Raw genomic sequence first — 17,641 nt, 5'->3', positions numbered from 1 at the left:
TTACCATAGAGGATTTCTAATTTTATAACCGAATATATAAATGGGATTTCTATAACCAACAGGATAATTAAATCGTCTCGCATTTTCCCTACTACTCATAAACCTGAATTCGCTATTTTCTGCAACTTCATACGCCATATACGATGGTAATTTTTTTGAGCTTAGTAACTTAAGATTTTCTGTGAATTTTTCTGGATTATGGCTTACTTCCACGACACCAACAAATCCTTTAACACTTTTACCCGTAATATTTGCCAATTGCCCAGCAAAAGAATTATTCCCTCCTTCTGCTGAATAACAAGCGAGAGTTCTAATATATTGATAGTTATTCATATTATATTCATTTAATGCCTGTTCAAAAAAATCTTGAGCTGAAACATATTCACCTTCAATTATAAGACCGGAACTATTACCGTTTACTGTACCATGAGCAATAATATTTAATCTGTTCTCATGACGGTATGTATCTTCAAAGATTAATGCACCAGAATTATTGTGTTCTGAAATCAGTTTAAAATTCCGTATATTAGATCCAAGCTTAATACTTTGCCCCATTTCCTGTCCTATTGTACGCCCCCTCAACACGGCATGTCGCGCTGCCAGTAGGCTCCTCACGCCTGCATTATACAGCTCATTCGCCTCACGTAATAACTTCGGTGCCTGACGTACCAGATTGTATCCCGACCGCACTAGACCCGGTAATCGTGCCACGCCGTCTATCAGCGCCGGAATACCCACAACCAATGCCGCCGTCCCCAGCTTACGACTCAGTTCGGGATGGCTGTCTTCCAGCACCCCACTGGCAATGTCCAGTGCACCAGAAGCCACCGCCGATGCCGTAACAACAGCCAGCAAGGCCAGTGATGCTCCCCCGGTCACCGGTGCCAAAAGCACGGCCGTTATCCCTGCAGCGACTATCCCAAAAACCCCGAACCCCACGCTCCACCAGTTGACATGACCGCTCGGGTCCGCGTGATTGACTGGGTCGCCTCCGCAGTAGGCATACGGATTAAAACCGCCCTTGCCAAACGGGCTCCAGCTGTCCGGGCAGTGAAAGCGCATCAGTACCGGATTATAGGCTCGATAGCCATTCCCCAGGTGCGTGGTGCCGGTTATCGGATCACACCGCTCTCCATTGTATCCCTTGACCGCGCGGGGTTTAGTGCTGTCGAGGGGCGTATTCAGCCCGTACGGGGTATATGTCTGGTCGGCTAGAGTCTCGCGACAGACCGCCATCACGCTTTGTTTCTGGTCGGTTCCCAGTAGCAGCGTCTCTTCCCCGTGCGACTCCAGTGTGATCTGGGCCACTGTGCCCAGATACCGGATAACAGTGTCCACCTGTTGGTTTTGTCCTGGCACAGCGACCCATTCACTGGTCAGCGTGCTGTTGTCATAGTACAACCGGTGCAGGCGCCGTGTGTCGTCCCCCTGTTGCCAGGCTAGGCGATCAAAGGCATCGTAGCCGTAGTCACCGCTGCCGTGCTTTGCACCTTCCACCCGACTTAGGCGTCCAAGCGCATCGTAACGTAATGTCCGGCCCACCTCATCCCTGACTAAGCGTCCTGCACCGTCGTACAGTAGTGGGATCTTCGATGGATACCCCCTAGAAGTCAGTGTATTTGTTACATAGCTTAGTTGGCAGGGGTCTTTTGCATTTTTATAGTGATGGGTAGCGGTATTGCACTCCCCCGTCTGCAACGTCGTAACACATGTTGTGATATTGTCCAGTGCGTCTGCCATGAAGGTTTGTCGTACTATCGCGTTACCATACGCATCCTTGGGTAGCAGACTGCCACTGACCCGGTAGTCACTCAGGCGACTGCGTAGGTCATACGTGAATTGTTCATCTGTTAGCACCTCCCCCTGATGGTCTCCCTTGTGTAGGGTGCGTCTGACCACGCGACCGGCCACATCGTATTCCTGTAGCAATATACGGGTGTCTTGGGCATTGCTGTTAAAAATACGCTTCACCTCCCGCCCGAAGGCATCGCGCTCGATGTCGGTTTTTAGTACATGCCGGGACTGCAGGGCCGTTGTCACCGTTTGGGCAACGCGGTTCAGGCTATCATAGCCAAACACTACTTTCACCGTCTTGCCGTCCGTCATCTGGGTCAACAGGCCGACCTGGTTTCCGGAAGTGGCATAGCTGTAAGTCCAGCAACTGCCGTCACCACGGCGCTCCTGCTGCAGTCGTCCCGCCAGAGAATATAGACGGTGCGAGGACAGCGCCTTGCCACCGTGCACACTCGTGATCTCCCCTGCCGTATGCCCTGACGGCGCGTACAATGCTGTCACTACTGAATTTCCTTCTGTCGCATCAAGCAGATGACCGGTTCCTGGCGTGTAACGGTACGTTTTATGCACTTTTTTACCGTCTGGCTGCGTCGCCATGACCGCCATCAGCGCCCCTCCCAGGCGTGGCTCATTCAGGTAATCCTGTATCGATCCATCCGGTTCAGTGATGCTGTTTTTGTTGGGGCGAGCTTTCGGATTAAGCTCATGAGTATACGTGGTAGTTCGTCCCCCGACAGTCATACTGACTGGACGCCCCAGTGCATCGAATCGTTGTTCACCCAGCACCGTCTCTACTGTCTCACCTGGTGCCATCACGGCCACTGCAACGGGCAGGTTGGCGCTACTGAAGCGGGCATACCGCCGGATAATCTGGGTTTTGTCCGCCAAGACCGTACGCAACAGTCGCCCAAACACATCGTATTCATACCGGGTGACACTTCCTAGTGCATCAGTGACGGTACGCAAACGTCCGGCCCCATCCCATTCTTGGTGACTAACACTATAGGGAGTGTTATGTGCCAAAGCGTCTGCAGACGCAAACACTTCCATTTTCACTACCTGATCCGATAGGATTAGCAGGGGGTCTGAACTTATACACTTATGCCCCTAATCCGATGAGTTGGATTGATCCGCTTGGATTAATGAGATGTAGCCATTCAGATAAAGCTAAAGAACTTGGATATACAAAAGTTAATGAGCGTTCTCATGGACAACCGGTTTATACGAATAAAAAAGCACCTAGCAGAGTAAAATATATTACGCCAGATGTTGATCAACATAATGGTGGTGTTTGGAAAGCTGCTGATAACGTGAAAAATCTAGGCAGTAGACGAACAAGATCGGGAACTTATGATGCTGACCTCAATAGAATAGGTGATTAATGGAATATTCATACAGAATAATAAAATATACTAACATCAATGAAAATGGTGATGTTTTTTCTCGTCCTGATGAATGGACTAGCTTTTTTGACATTGGTCAAAAAGTAGAAAAAAGTGAATATGAAAGGATTGAGAATCAATACGTAGATTATGTTATTAATCTATGCAATTGCCTGAGAATTAATTGCATTATAATCAATGGCTTAGATATTTTCGCTGACGAAATTTCTTATTCCGAGGGGCAATCTATATATATCAACCAATTAGGTGATGTAATTAAATCAATATTGAGAGAAGACATTTGGTGCAAGCTTATATCAGATAAATGTGAATTTCATTTTGGATATGATTTTTATATGTATTTCGTATCAAAAATAGATCCACATGAATGTATTGCTAAGATAGCTACTGAACTTACAGTACAAAAATATAAATCCCCATATTTAGATAAATAATACCTAAAAGAATATATAAACCGGAAGATCCCTGCGATCTTCCGGCCTTATTCATGATTTACCGGGGCGAATAGCCACGGTAAGCCAGCGCCGACTGGAGCTTACCGACAGCATCTTTAATCTGATACGCTTCCTCGTCATTCACGGCACAGGCCCGTATCTCCGCCCAGCACAGCCGCTTAACCAGTTGTGCTAAGGCCAGTGCTTCAATGTGGGTTAACTGAATGTCCTGTAAATGTTCAATCGTCATCTCATGCTCTCCCTTTAACCCGCAAAACCGGTTATCAACGCCTGCATCTGCTGCTTAATCTCATTGAGCTGGCTCTGCTGCCGCCGGTATTGCTGATGCTGCTGTTGCGTGGCTTCACTGTCAGGAATGAGCACCAGACAGCCGTCCATCACCTTCACCGTAATCTGGCCGCCAGTATTAAATCCCGCCTGTCTCAGCCACTGCCCCTTAAGATGTATCGCCGGGGTGGCGTTGCTAACCCTGTTCCCGTTCGGCACATAGCCCACCGTGTAATAACGTTCTGTTTTCGCGGCTTTATTTACCGCCGCTTCTGCTTTAGAATGCGCCTTAGCCATAGTCACTACTCCTATTAGTTGCTGTGGTGAGCGGCTGTTACAGGGGCCAACCTGTCTCAGTCGCGCTATCTTTCTGTTTAATCTCTGTTGTTACCAATTACCGTATCCAGCATCTCCGAAACAAACTTCTGTCTGGCTTTCGGCAACTGACTGATAATCTCAATTTGTTGTTCCAGTCGTGAATTTGGCCCCCGTTTGCCCGTCCTTCTGACGACCGGTAAACCCAGAAGCTCATCCAGTGAAAGATTAAGTATCTGAGCTAATAGCGGTAAAAGCGCGGCGGATACTTTTAATCGGCCACCCTCATAATGCGCCATCGTCTGCTGTGCAATCCCCAGTTGCTCCGCCAGTTGCTGCTGTGTCAGTTGTTGCTCTTTACGCGCCAGCGCAATCCGGGCGCCTAACTCTTTAAAGAACTGTTCATCCTTCGTATTCATGGCCTGTATCTGTCGTTGCGTTAATGTTGCCATGAGGATACTCCCTGTTTTTAATATTGCAGTTGACAATACTCCATATTGGAGTACTCTGCAACAGAGTTATTTTTACTCTTTGCGTCTTGACATGTTTTTGAAGGAACAAATTTATGGCCCGCATTCCCGAAACCGAATTACAGCACCTGAAAGCCGCCGTCTCCTTAGTGGCCGTCGTTGAGCAACAGGGGCGAAAGCTGGTTAAACACGGTAAAGATTACGTACTGCTGTGCCCGTTCCATCAGGAGAAAACCCCGTCAATGGTGCTCAGTCCTAAAAAGAACCTCTATCACTGCTTCGGCTGTGATGCCGGCGGCTCAGTGCTCGACTGGGTGATGAAAACCGAGGGCTTAAGTCTGCGCCGGGCGGTGGAACGGTTACGCGGGGAACTGGGGGATAACCCGTCGGTGGTGCCATTGGTGCAACCGGATGAACCGGCCATGCTGACCGAAGACGAAGCCGGTCGGCAGGCGTTGCTGCATCGGGTAACCGAGTTCTACCATCATACGCTGTTGAACGCCCCCGAAGCGCTGGCCTATCTGGAAAAACGCCGGCTCAACCATCCGGAATTAGTCGCCCAGTTTAAACCGGGCTTTGCCAACCGGACGCTGGCCTATCGTTTGCCCCCCGGGAAACTCAAAGCCGGCGCTGATATCCGGGCCCGGTTACAGGCGATTGGCATCATGCGTGAGTCCGGGCATGAACACTTTGCCGGCTCGCTGGTGATACCGGTCATCGACAAACAAGGGCAGGTGCATGAGCTGTACGGGCGAAAAATCACCGACCGGCTGCGCGCCGGCACGCCGATGCATCTGTATCTGCCCGGCCCCCATGCCGGTGTGTGGAATGAAGCGGCACTGGTCAGTTCAGGCGTGGTCATCCTGTGCGAATCGCTCATCGACGCCCTGTCATTCTGGGTGGCCGGTTATCGCCACGTCACCGCCGCCTATGGGGTGCATGGCTTCACCGATGCGATACGACAGGCGTTCCGGCAGCATGGCGTTAAACAGGTGTTGATTGCCTTCGATAATGACGCCGCCGGGAATGAGGCGGCGGTGAAACTGGCTTCTTCATTAGCCTCTGATGGCGTGGTCACTTTCCGGGTGGTGTTCCCCGAGGGCATGGATGCCAACGGCTATCTGTGTCAGGTGGCCGAGCCGGAACGGGCCTTCGGGCTGTTACTTGACGGGGCGGTGCCGATGCAGGCGCCGGACACAGCCACTGAGTCGGCGGCAGAACCGACCTCTCCGCCGGCCTTAACCGCGGCACAGCCGGCTATGCCCGGTGTGGTGTGGGAAAAAGGCGCCCACGGAGCAGTGCGGGTTACACTGGGTGCGCTGTGCTGGCAGGTGCGCGGGCTGACTCAGGTGAAACCAGGTTCGGCGGTGATGAAAGTCAATGTTCAGGTCGTTGATACCGACAGCGGCGTGATGTTCGCGGACAGCGTGGACATGATGAACGCCCGCAGCCGGGGCGGGTATGCGCGACTGGCCGCCACCGAACTGGGGCTGGCCGAAGGCGACTTACGGCGTTCACTGGGGCAGCTGTTACTGGTGCTGGAGCAGTGTCAACAGGCCGGTGTTGGTGAACAAACCGAAACCCCACCGGTTCCCGAACTGAGCGGGGACCAGCGGGCTGCGGCGCTGGCGTTGCTGCAAGAGCCGAAACTGAGTGAGCGCATCATCACTGACTTAGCCGCCTGTGGCGTGGTGGGCGAATCCACTAACCTGCTGGCCGGTTACTTAGCCGCCGTCAGTCGCAAGCTGGACCGTCCGCTGGCCGTGCTGATACAAAGCAGCAGTGCCGCCGGGAAAAGCTCACTGATGGATGCGGTCCTCAATCTGATACCGGAAGAGGAACGGCTGCAATACAGCGCCATGACCGGCCAGAGTCTGTTCTATCTGGGGGAAACCAATCTCCAGCATAAAATCTTAGCCATTGCCGAAGAGGAAGGCGTCAGGCAGGCCGCCTATGCGCTTAAGCTGTTGCAAAGCGACGGCGAACTGACCATTGCCAGCACCGGTAAAGACGATGCCAGCGGGAATCTGGTCACCAAACAGTACACGGTGAAAGGACCGGTGATGCTGATGCTCACCACCACCGCGATAGATGTCGATGAAGAGCTGTTAAACCGCTGTCTGGTGCTGACCGTGAACGAATCGCGGGAACAGACCGAAGCTATCCACGCCTTGCAGCGCCATAAGCAAACCCTCGAAGGCTTACTGGCCGAGAATGAAAAGGCGTATATCACCGAACTGCATCAAAACGCCCAGCGGCTGTTGCGCCCGCTCAATGTGGTTAACCCTTATGCCTCACAGTTAACGTTCATGAGCGATAAAACCCGCACCCGGCGCGACCACATGAAATATCTCACCCTGATACAAAGTATCGCCCTGCTGCATCAGCACCAGCGCGAGGTGAAGACCGCGGAACACCGGGGCAAACGGCTTGAATATATCGAGGTGACCAAAGACGATATTAGCTTAGCAAACCGGCTGGCCCATGAGATATTAGGCCGCACGCTGGATGAGATGCCGCCCCAGACCCGAAAACTGTTGCTGCTGATACAGCAAATGGTGAAAGACACAGCGGCAGCGCAACAACGCCCGGTGAAAGATATCCGCTTTACCCGCCGGGATATCCGCAGTTATACCCACTGGAGTGACAGCCAGCTTAAGCTCCACTGTCAGCGCCTGAGTGACATGGAATACCTGCTGACACACGGCGGCAGTCGCGGCCATCTGTTGCAATATGAACTGCTCTGGAATGGCGATAAAGCGGAGGAGGCTCACCTGTGCGGTCTGATTGAACCGGAAAATCAGGCTGCCAATAGTGTATATGACTCGTGCAAGTCTGGCCCGGATGAAGGCAAGTCGGGGTCAAGTCTGCCCCAAGTCAGGGCCAAGTCTGGGTCGCCAAAACCGGCGGCAAGCCGCAGTGACAAAGGGCTGAACGGTTCGCAAGTCGGGACAGCCTGAAAAGGACTGTTCCGGCCCCCTAAAAATCAGGCCGTCGTACCGTACTGCCCCTTCATCAACGAACCTGAAAGCCAGAAAGGAAAGTGTGAATATGACGGGTGCAAGTCTGGCTCAAATGAAGGCAAGTCAGGGTCAAGTCTGCCCCAAGTCGGGGTCAAGTCTGGTTCGCCAAAACCGGCGGCAAGCCGCAGTAGCACAGGGCTGAATGACTCGCAAGTCTGGGCAGACAGAAAAGGACTGTTCCGGCCACTTAACAATCAAGCCATCGTACCGTCGTGATGCATCACACACCGATAACCATTAACCGCTGTTCCCTACAGGAAATCCCATCATGTCATCACCCGCTAAACATCAATCCAACTCCCGCCCGCTGACCCTGCGCCAGCATCTGGACGCGTATCTGGATAACCTGCTGTTGCAGGGGGCGAGTCAAAAGAGCCAGTCCGCCCGTCATGAACGGCTGTCACCGTTCGTCAACTGGTGTGAGGAACAGGGCGTAATATCCGCGGCTCAGGTCACCGAACCGTTACTGGAAAACTGGCAGCAGCATCTGACCCGGTACCGCAAAGCCAACGGTCAGCCCTACCCGCCGGACAGTCAGCGCCGACGCCTGCGCGCCTTACGCCTGTGGTTCGACTGGTTGCAGCAACAGCACGCTATCCCGACCAGCCCGGCGGCAACACTGGCCTCGCCAGACAGAAAAAAACGTCCCTCGGTGACGGAGACCCACGGTCAACCCGACGCCATACCGGCCCGCTTCGCCACCTTACGCCAGCATCTGGCCGCCTGGCTGGAAGCCGTACGAGGACAGGGCTTAAGCGAACGGACTCAGGAGTCCTATGAAGAACGGCTGTTGCCGTTCATCAACTGGTGCGAAGCGCGTGGCGTGATGACGGCACCGCAGGTCAGCCTGCCGTTACTGGAAAGTTACCAGCGCTGGCTGAGAAGCTCCCGTAAAGCGAACGGTCAACCCTACAGCCCGGGCAGTCAGCGGGACCGCCTGAGTGTCTTACGTCAGTGGTTCCGCTGGCTGTTGCAACGTCACCATATCCTGTATAACCCGACGGATAACATGGTATTGCCAAGAGAAGAAAAACGGCTGCCGGCGCAGGTGATGAATGAAGACGAAACCCACACGGTCTTAGCCGCAACGGATATCAACACCCCAACCGGGCTGAGAAACCGGGCTATCCTTGAAGTACTGTGGAGTACCGGTATCCGGCGGATGGAAGTAGCCAACCTGCTGTTAAGCGAGGTGGACTTCGGGCGCGGGGTGGTGCTGGTCAGACAGGGTAAAGGCGGTAAAGACCGGGTGGTGCCCATCGGCGAACAGGCGCTGCACTGGTTAAGTCGCTGGCTCAGCGTCCGGCCCGAGTTAACGCGGCGGGAGGACAGCGGTCACCTGTTTATCACCAGGAAAGGCCGGGGACTGGCCAGAGGCACGTTAACCCAGATAGCCGCCGACAGCATCCGTAAACAGGCGCAACTGGCTAAACCGGGGGCCTGTCATCTGTTCCGCCACTCAATGGCGACGCAGATGTTAGAGAACGGCGCAGACACCCGGCACATCCAGGCGATACTGGGGCATGAGAAGCTGGAAACCACCCAAATCTATACCCGGGTGGCTATCGGTCACTTAAAGGAAGTGCATGAGCAGACCCACCCGGCAGAACGGCAGTCAAAGCAGGCAACGCTGCCAGAGGATAAGCAGGCAAATAGCGACCAGCCGGACAGCCCGAAGCCGGTCTGAACGCGCTGTGTTGCCGGACAATCTTAATGTTAGCCGGTTCCCTGTGAGCGCGTGGGGTGCAGTGAAAGGCAGACTGCGCGCCTCCCTGCGCACAGACTGCCTGCCCACCTTCGGAGTGCCGGCGGTAAATGGTGGCCGCCCGGCCCTCAACTCAAGTGTTCTCTGTCAACACGGTTGCCGGTCAACCCCCATTCAACATAATGTGGCATTAAGCGAAATGGGCCTGAACGGCCCACAACGCTTAATGGTACATTATGTCGGCGCCGCCCACCCAAGGGCGCTGCGCGGTTACCTCAGCCCCGGTGCGCGGCTGGCCGCCGGGTGGGGCCTCTCAGTCGCAGAGGCGCGCAAGGCGGACGCCTTCCGCTGTCAGCCGCAGTGCAAAATCCCACCGCCGCAGTCGCCGCCCTCCCTGGCGGCTCCGGTGTTAACATCTGCCTTAAGCCGTTGCCGGTCAGGCCGTCAGGGTCAACGGCCCTGAAGGCAGGCCAGCAAGCTGGCCGCGGTTTATTGCCCCCACCCAACCCCGCTGCACTGGCTGCGTCCGGTTCGCAGTCGCAGGTTCCTTGCTCGTTCCCGTACTCGCCATCTCCGCCCCGTCCGCCCCCGCGGGCGGGGGCTCCCCGCTGAACCCCGTCGATAAGCGGGCTTCGCCAGCCCGCACCCGGCCAACCCGCGTCAGCGGCGCAGACAAGCTGCCCCGCCGCCACGGGTTCCCGATAAAACCCGGTTCTGGCAGGCAAAGCGGGCCGAAACCCGGCACTGACGTTGGGGGAAAAATGCGCTAACATCGGGAAAGTGCCCGTCGGGGCGAGTTGATATGTTCTTTAACAGGGTGGGAAAAGCCGGCGAAGAAAAAGGCGGCTAAATCAGGGGGAAAGGTCCGCTCAGCCGTATGATGGCGTCGGGATAGTCCCTAAGATGTGTGTGTTTGGCGTGGTGGGTGACAATATGGGCCGTGTCCTTGCCGGTTCGGTCAGTGGTCCAGTGCGTCACAGTACAGGCTATCGGGTCCGCCAGACTATGGTGCACAATCCCGTCACTGCCGGTAATTGTGCTGACTTGCCCCCAATGATCATAAGTCAGGGCTGTTCGGATCTCAATTCGCTCCCCCAGAGGAGCAGGAGCGACAATATCGGTTCCAGGAGCCCGGAGATAATCTGTCTGCACGCTTTCTGTGACCCTTCCCCATGAATCTCGAGTATGCTGCAACATCATATGCCACACGTCACGGGCTGATGCCGGGCCGTCACTGTCCTGAATTTCAGACGCCAGAACCTGCTCCAGCGCATCATGAGATATCCGTATCCGATTACCCAAAGGGTCAGTTTTCGTGACTTGGGCAGGCGACGAGGCACTGGCCGGTTGCCAGTCAATCCGTGTCTCCTGACGATACTCGGTCTCATCCGGGTGCAGTACCATGCCGGTTTGATGTCCCAGTGCATTAAAATGGTTTTGGAGGGTACTTCCCGCACTGTCCGTTTGGGTTTGCATGAGGCCGCTGAGCGTGGATACGGTATCCGACGTAATCCGTATCATCTTGCCATAATCTGGGTCGGCAGCATTGGCTTGGGTGCTCAGTGTCACCGTGCGAGTTAACCGATGGTTTTTGAAAACAAAGGCATAGTCCGTGTGCTGCACATAAGGATGTGCCGGCGAGTTGTCATTACGGAAAGTGGTAGTCTTTCGTTTGAGACGCCCAAAGTCGCTGGCCGACACATCGTCACAATAGTAAGCATAAGTAACGTTCTGCCGCACCAGATGTGCTTCACTTTCCCGTGAATACAGAAAATGCGTTTCCGTCAGTGGCATGATAACCGCCTGACGACGATGTTTCGCCTTTTCGGCGATATCGATATAAGTGTATTCAACCCGGGTAATCGGTTCGTCTTTGAATGTCTGAGGCGGGTATACTGTACGACTCTTGATAAAGCACGAAAAACCACTAGGGTTAGCCGGACACCTGCCGGGTTCACCGATAGCCGGGTACCATTGCATTTTCACAATGGTGCCATCCGCTGCGACTTGGCATGTCTGATGGCCCTGCTCATCGTATTTCATTGATGTCGATAACATCGGAGAGGTAGTGCTTCCTTTTTGCCAATGCGACAGGTTTTGTTTCGGAAACTGATAAGTCGATAGCTGTTGCGAAAACGGCTTATTTTCATCAGCATAATAGCGGGTGGTTTTGGTATGTGTGCAATCCCCTTGGGTAAATCGTTCCTCCGTCAGCAAATGGAATTTGTTATAGGTACGCCGGGTAACCTGCTCGCCACCATCAGGATGGTGTACTCGCTCTTCGGTCCAGTAGGTATAATGACTACCTGGCACAGAAAAAAGGTTTTCATCGTTTTCATTAAAATCCTGAAACTGTGCCCCATGTCCTAAATAGTTGTTACTGCCGTAACGGTAGGTTATCTGTAGCAAGGGCTGCTTCAGTCCAGGTAAAAGTAAACTCCGGGTTACCGCCGGCAGCCCGCCCTGACCGTGACTGGTGTTGTAAAGCATCTGTCTGGCTGCATAGTCCACCTTTTGGGTCAACCCAGCCGGTGTCACAAGATACGAAAGCGGATTGACATCGCCGGGAAATATTATAGACGGGTCATAGTCCAGCGACCAAGTGAGCGGTGTGGCCGGCTAACTGACATTTTTGATCTTGCGCAGGTAACCGTTGGCCTTCAACAGATTAAAGGTCACGGTTTCGAGGGTATCCGGCCAAATTGTGATGGAAAGATAAGAGTTATAGTCAAACTTACACAATACGTTACCTGCCTCGCCAGTGATACGAGTCAGAAGATAAACCCCCTGTCGATGTCTGTCATTCCATTCCAGATGCAGACTTCGGCCGATTGGTGACATTATCTGAACCGGCAGCCACATTTCCTGAGCATATTTTTTCAGGATCTCCACCATACCCGTGTTATGACGTACCACGCATCGCGAGTTCTCTCCGGAAGTCTGCATTTCAATCGTCAGTGTTGGCGGGCGTCTGCACTGACGCAGTGTCAAATGCGTCCCGGCTACATTGTGGTTGACACGATATTGTTCCCCAGATGCCAGCTGCAGGTACCCAGGGTTGGTGGAAGCGTCATAGATGGTCAAACCAAATGACATGCCCCGGCCAAGCCCGAAGGCGTCCTGAGGCTGCAAGGGGGAGTAATTTAACCGCAGAGCAAGGAACGGTCCCTGATTTTGGTGTCCTGACAGCGTGGCCATCGGGAGGCCAAAGCTGAAAATACCAGTGCGGGGGTCAACACCCGCCTGGGCAGCGCTGGTAAAATTATGCGCCTGAGTTTGCACATTTTTCATAAGATATTCAAGAAGGCTGTTACCTTCTTCCTCGGATTCGCGGACAAAGACAAACTAAACTGCACCAAAGATAGTTGTTCGGTACAGTTTATGAGCAGAAAATTATGGAATATCAGATAACAGAGGGGAGCTCTGTACTTTTGTTAAATGAAATATTCACTTTTTGTTGATGCCCGAAGTTATCTTCAATCCAGACTGTTGACTGTGTCTGTTCCACATAGCCTGACTCCTGATTACCTGACAATTTGAAGTGAGGCTCATCCGTTACAATAAGTTTCGCGCACACCACTGTAATAGCATGTTCGCTGGGTTGCACAGAACATAATTCAAGGTTCCTGTTAAAATCGACAACGTACTTATTCGTATCTTCCACGGAGCCAATCATCACACTACCACTGATATTAATGCTCCCATGGTGCTCGGGAAGCACCCAAGCCATTGCCTGAGCGTAGGCTATTTTTTCCTTGACACCATCAGAAAATGCTTGTCCACTGGGAGACGGCCACATCCCAAAAATATTGGGGGACCTTGAAGGTGACCTAATAAATGTAGAAATTTTGTTACCTGAAAGACTAGCGGATACATCATGGTGAATCAGCAGGTATCGCTGATAGGCGACCTGCACATGCTGACGCTGAATGTTATGCACTTTAATGTCTGGGGCATTGACGAGTTTTATCTGCTCATCAAGTGTTGTTAAGACCCAGAGAGCGGGATCGTTGTAGCGAATGGACGATTCCACAGTCAATTTTAGAGGTGGTTTATTGTTGTTACTGGTTGTGATGGACTTGGCATCAGGCAGTACTGTGGTGGTAGAGAAATACCCAGAGAGAGAAAGGTGCACTGGCGACTGAAGCTCTTTAGCTGACTGAACATAATAATCCAAGGTCATCGCATCTAATGACACTGCTGTATAATTCTGTACTTCACTTTCCCCAAAGTTTGGATAACGTCCAGCGCTATAATAGCCTGGTTGCTCGAAAGCCACCATATCATCAGAATAAATTCTATTTGACGGAGGACTGCCACTAACATTGTTTCCTGACATGCCACGTACGTTCCAGATAATTTTTTTGCTCACACTGTCGTACAAATGAAGATATTCACGCATCTTATGCAAAGATATTTGTACCGGTGTCCCGTCTTGGTTAAGTAGTTTGATATGCACACGAATATGAACGGCATTTCTGCCATTGCCATATATTTTTGCTTCGTGCCCATGGGATTCAGGGTATTCGATATAAAAGGTCTCGACGGTATATTTTTCCGCATCCATCTTGTCTTTTGTCGCTTGTGTCTGGGCATTAAAAATCAAATCACTCATAGATACTTCCTCTTTTACATTAGAAAAAATGAGCCACCCAAGTTTTTTTGAATAGTATCTTCTTTAGAGTTTAAGCTGCCATATCATCCATTTTTTATTCAAAACTGTGATATTTATGCTTTCCATTAGATACTTATATCTATTCAATTTATAAATATTCACATAAATTAAAATTAACTTGGTGTATGTTATATATCTATTTCAATTATAATCCGTCATTCCGCACCGTATTTATGATTTAAAAATAATGTGATCTTACACAGGTTTTTTGTATTGATGACATCAGTGGGAGTGACGGCAATCGCCAATTTTGATCTATTACTTTTATTTGCCGGAAAGCGAATATGTCTACACCTGTACCTGCCATTAAACGTCTCGATCATCTTGGCCTTATCGCCGCTTTTTGTCATGAAGCCGGTTTACCCCGCATGATTGATGCCATTATCCCAAAATATTCATCGCATACTGTCTCTCATGGCGACGCTTTTCTGGCGATGATCCTTAACCGGCTGGGGTTTCACAGCCGAACATTGCACATGTTTTCCGGCTTTTTTCAACATGGGGTTATCGGGTCCTGGTTCATCGCCTGAGCAACGATGACCGCCATCAGGCTGTCTGCATCGGCTTCCTTTTTGGCGTAACGGGGTTGCAGTGGCTTCATTGCGGGCAGAAACCGGCACTGTTCGTTAACAAAGCGGAAGACGTCGGTCACATCGCAGAATGGCAGTTGCTCGTAAAATCGCTTCTCCTGAGCCTTATGACGGCTGACCACCGATTTATGCCAGGTCAGCTTCTGCGTTTCTTTATCGTATTCCAGGTGTTTCAGCTTCCCCTGCTTCAGCTCGCGGTTGAACGCTTTCCACTGCCGGTGCAGTTCGGACGACAGCGCCTTCAGCTGCGTTTTAATCGGCTTCTGCAGAAAGGGAATGTTCATTTCAGCCAGCACCGCGGCCTGTTCTCCTTCCGGTACCAGTTCATCCGAAAGATGGCGGTGCCGGAGACTGTCATTGAGGTGGAACTCACCCGACTGAAAACGCTTTCTTATCTGACGATAGAGCCAGAATTCATAGCGCCCGGGGTTCAGGCCTGTGGGCTTGCCATCCTCGCCGAACTCCAGCAGATACGGGTGCAGCCGTGCTGGTAACGTTTCCGGCGGGCATTCCGCCAGTGGCCGCTGCGAAAGCGTCTGTTTTTTGCTGAACACCATTCTGAGCCAGCTCAGCACCTCAGTCCACGGGCTGTCCTGAACCACGCTGGTGAGGTCAAGTGACAGATATAATGGTCGCAGGTGACGCCGGATTAATGCCGTCATACCATCCACGGCCTGCCACTGCAAAGCCAGTTTACTGACGGGTTTTACACTCATGCGCTGTGCGGTGGTTTTCAGTGCCTCCCGCGGCATTATTTTCCAGGCGCGACGGCGGACTTCGCCAAAGGTTGTGGGGTCCGGTACGCTATCGTCAACATAAAGCGATAACAGGCGTCCGATTTTAGACGTTTCCCGTCGGTGTTTTTCCTGCACATCAGCCATAAGTTGTTTAGCCACACTGCGGCTTTCATCCTCAAGCTGGGGTTCTACGCCGGACAATGGCATTCGGTTAAGATAACAACTATGCTATAAAAATCTAAGTTTCCCCGGAGAGTATGCTGATGGATATATATCATTTTCTGAACAAAACTTTTTTTGATTCATGCTCAAAAATTGACAAATCCTGGCGAAAAAGAAAAAGGTCAATAGACACAAAATTGATTGTTCTATTTCTCATGAAAATCATATCAGGGAAAAATAACCACGGATACTCTTATATTATTAATGAAATATGGGCTGAGTGCATTCGTGAAAAAATACCGTTACCTCAGCATAAGCCCGTCTCGGCTTCATCAATGTGCGAAGCCAGAATGAAATTACCTGATGATGCAATAAAAACCATAAACAAAAATATCGTTTCTGTATGGGAAGATAATACCCATCCCGAAACATGGAAAGGACATCGACTGTTTGCTATAGATGGCTCAAAATTAAACATTCCCAGAGGGTTGCTGGAAAATGGATATAAAACACCCAAAAACACATCACGACATTATCCCTATGCAATGATGAGTTGTCTCTATGATGTATTGAATTCGATCATATATGACGTTGATTTTGTTAACCATAATAATGAGAGGGCTTGTGTCGAAAAGCATCTCCAGTGTTTAGATAGCAATGCTATCGTGATCTTCGATCGGGGATACTTTAGCTATTACTTGTTATATCAAGTAATGCAAAACAATCTGAATGCAGTATTCAGAGTACAGGAGGGAAACAGGAATAAGGCTATTAGAGATTTTTCTGACAGTAATTCAGATGATCTTATTGTTAGTTATACGCCATCGGAAGCAGTAAAGTCAGATCTTAGAAAGAGAAAGCTTCTTTCAGAATTCCCATGCTTAACATTAAGACTAATAAAGCATACTGACCGAAATGGTGAATATATTCTTGCCACTACTCTTGTTGAACAAGGATATTATGAAGCCGAAGCCTTTCATGATTTATATCATCATCGATGGAATATAGAAGAGTTATATAAATTGTCAAAGTCAATCCTTTGCATTGAGGATTTCCATTCACAGAGTGAGAAAGGTGTCAGACAAGAAATCCAAGCGCATATATTATTACTGAACCTGGCAAGGATATCGGAAAATGATATTAATCACAGAGGTAACGATAGCGACTGCATTGATAGCAGAGAAAATAAACAGAAATTGAATTTCAAAAACTGTTTGTTTCTCGTTGTAAAACACTTGTCTTTGCTGATGCAGGGGATAAAAAAACATTTAAAATCATTTTATTGTGCTCTTTCAGAGGGACTTGCCGGAATGACTCAACGGGTGAGGCCTGGGAGGCACTATCCACGAAAATCTATGCGTCCCAGAACCCGATGGAACTCTTTTGATGCCCCAGCAAGAGGTTAACCGAATGCCATTGTCCGGCGTAGAACCCCTATCCTCACATCGCCTGAATTTTGAGAAAAAAGTTGTCCCGCACTGGGATGATGTCTTACGATTGACTGCTTCACTCAAACTGGGACGTCTGAACGTTTTATCGATCATGAAAACCTTACAAACGGGCGATAGGCCAACCAGCTTGGCGCAGGCTATAGCGGAGATCGGTCGTGCAGACAAAACTATCCATATACTGACTTACCTCGATGATGAAAACAAACGACGTAAGACATTACAGCAGCTTAATCGTGGTGAAGGACGACACGCGGTAGCTAGAAATGTATTTCATGGAAAACGTGGTGAGCTGAGGCAGGCCTATCGTGAAGGGCAGGAAGATCAATTAGGTTCGTTAGGATTAGTGCTAAATATGATTGTACTGTGGAATACGATTTACATGGATGCCGCAGTACAACAACTCAGGCAAGAGGGATATCCGGTTCATGACGAAGATGTGAAGAGGTTGTCTCCACTACTATGTGAACACATTAACATGCAGGGGCGTTACACCTTTACGGTTCCAGATGCTGTCAACAGAGGTGAGTTAAGACCTTTCAATGAAGAAAATTAATCTATTGATTTATAATTAAATGGCTATTTAAATTGACCACT

At 50.8% G+C, this 17,641-nt stretch carries 12 protein-coding genes and 3 pseudogenes; 7 read left to right on the top strand and 8 right to left on the bottom strand.

What is annotated here, in order from left to right; translation table 11 throughout:
* The gene (locus tag ACUN2T_RS07070) at positions 1–2,817 is read right to left on the bottom strand and encodes an RHS repeat-associated core domain-containing protein (protein ID WP_445496875.1); all 2,817 of its coding nucleotides are present in this window, start codon (positions 2,815–2,817) and stop codon (positions 1–3) included.
* Here ACUN2T_RS07070 and ACUN2T_RS07065 point away from each other — a divergent pair.
* Positions 2,811–3,176 carry a toxin C-terminal domain-containing protein gene (locus tag ACUN2T_RS07065; RefSeq protein WP_445496873.1) on the top strand — a complete coding sequence of 122 codons (366 nt, stop codon included), beginning with the start codon at positions 2,811–2,813 and terminating at the stop codon, positions 3,174–3,176. The genes ACUN2T_RS07070 and ACUN2T_RS07065 overlap by 7 nt on opposite strands.
* Positions 3,176–3,631 (top strand): hypothetical protein, encoded by a 456-nt coding sequence (locus ACUN2T_RS07060; protein ID WP_149617355.1) that lies wholly within the window; start codon positions 3,176–3,178, stop codon positions 3,629–3,631. Before ACUN2T_RS07065 ends, ACUN2T_RS07060 begins: the two co-directional genes overlap by 1 nt.
* Positions 3,632–3,689: 58 nt before the next feature.
* Here the strand turns inward: ACUN2T_RS07060 and ACUN2T_RS07055 are convergent, their stop codons facing one another.
* The 3 genes from ACUN2T_RS07055 to ACUN2T_RS07045 all read right to left on the bottom strand — a co-directional run bounded on the left by ACUN2T_RS07055 (position 3,690) and on the right by ACUN2T_RS07045 (position 4,686).
* Positions 3,690–3,881, bottom strand: a complete 192-nt coding sequence (locus ACUN2T_RS07055; RefSeq protein ID WP_445495253.1) for a DUF7706 family protein — start codon at positions 3,879–3,881, stop codon at positions 3,690–3,692.
* Between the two features lie 14 nt (positions 3,882–3,895).
* A complete protein-coding gene (locus ACUN2T_RS07050; RefSeq protein ID WP_445495252.1) occupies positions 3,896–4,216 on the bottom strand; it encodes a SymE family type I addiction module toxin in 321 nt (106 codons plus the stop codon).
* 77 nt (positions 4,217–4,293) lie between these two features.
* On the bottom strand, positions 4,294–4,686 hold the full coding sequence (locus ACUN2T_RS07045; protein WP_271867415.1) for a helix-turn-helix domain-containing protein: 393 nt from the start codon (positions 4,684–4,686) through the stop codon (positions 4,294–4,296).
* 113 nt (positions 4,687–4,799) lie between these two features.
* On the opposite strand from ACUN2T_RS07045, the gene ACUN2T_RS07040 reads away from it, so the two are divergent.
* Together ACUN2T_RS07040 and xerC are read left to right on the top strand one after the other, a co-directional pair.
* A complete protein-coding gene (locus ACUN2T_RS07040; protein ID WP_445495251.1) occupies positions 4,800–7,664 on the top strand; it encodes a CHC2 zinc finger domain-containing protein in 2,865 nt (954 codons plus the stop codon).
* A gap of 715 nt (positions 7,665–8,379) precedes the next feature.
* Positions 8,380–9,414: a site-specific tyrosine recombinase XerC gene (gene xerC, locus ACUN2T_RS07035; RefSeq protein ID WP_445497820.1), complete on the top strand. Its 1,035-nt coding sequence runs from the start codon at positions 8,380–8,382 to the stop codon at positions 9,412–9,414.
* An 864-nt stretch (positions 9,415–10,278) separates the two neighbouring features.
* Here the strand turns inward: xerC and ACUN2T_RS07030 are convergent.
* The 3 genes from ACUN2T_RS07030 to ACUN2T_RS07020 form a co-directional block, all read right to left on the bottom strand.
* Entirely contained in the window at positions 10,279–11,922 is a 1,644-nt protein-coding gene (locus ACUN2T_RS07030; protein WP_445496871.1) for a hypothetical protein, read from the bottom strand.
* 129 nt (positions 11,923–12,051) lie between these two features.
* Positions 12,052–12,630 carry a hypothetical protein gene (locus ACUN2T_RS07025; RefSeq protein WP_445496869.1) on the bottom strand — a complete coding sequence of 193 codons (579 nt, stop codon included), beginning with the start codon at positions 12,628–12,630 and terminating at the stop codon, positions 12,052–12,054.
* 205 nt (positions 12,631–12,835) lie between these two features.
* Positions 12,836–14,047 (bottom strand): hypothetical protein, encoded by a 1,212-nt coding sequence (locus ACUN2T_RS07020; protein ID WP_445496867.1) that lies wholly within the window; start codon positions 14,045–14,047, stop codon positions 12,836–12,838.
* A 344-nt stretch (positions 14,048–14,391) separates the two neighbouring features.
* Between ACUN2T_RS07020 and ACUN2T_RS07015 the strand changes: the two are divergent.
* Positions 14,392–14,604 (top strand): annotated as a pseudogene (locus tag ACUN2T_RS07015) (DUF4277 domain-containing protein); the annotation flags it as partial.
* Between the two features lie 20 nt (positions 14,605–14,624).
* Here the strand turns inward: ACUN2T_RS07015 and ACUN2T_RS07010 are convergent.
* Positions 14,625–15,617: pseudogene (locus tag ACUN2T_RS07010) on the bottom strand (Tn3 family transposase); the annotation flags it as partial.
* A 74-nt stretch (positions 15,618–15,691) separates the two neighbouring features.
* Here ACUN2T_RS07010 and ACUN2T_RS07005 point away from each other — a divergent pair.
* Both ACUN2T_RS07005 and ACUN2T_RS07000 read left to right on the top strand, forming a co-directional pair.
* Positions 15,692–17,002 carry an IS4 family transposase gene (locus ACUN2T_RS07005; protein WP_445495243.1) on the top strand — a complete coding sequence of 437 codons (1,311 nt, stop codon included), beginning with the start codon at positions 15,692–15,694 and terminating at the stop codon, positions 17,000–17,002.
* Between the two features lie 64 nt (positions 17,003–17,066).
* A pseudogene (locus ACUN2T_RS07000) lies at positions 17,067–17,600 on the top strand (Tn3 family transposase); the annotation flags it as partial.
* Positions 17,601–17,641 lie beyond the last annotated feature (41 nt).

Source organism: Photorhabdus machadonis (assembly GCF_052657765.1).
This window is presented reverse-complemented; position numbering and strand designations above follow the sequence as displayed.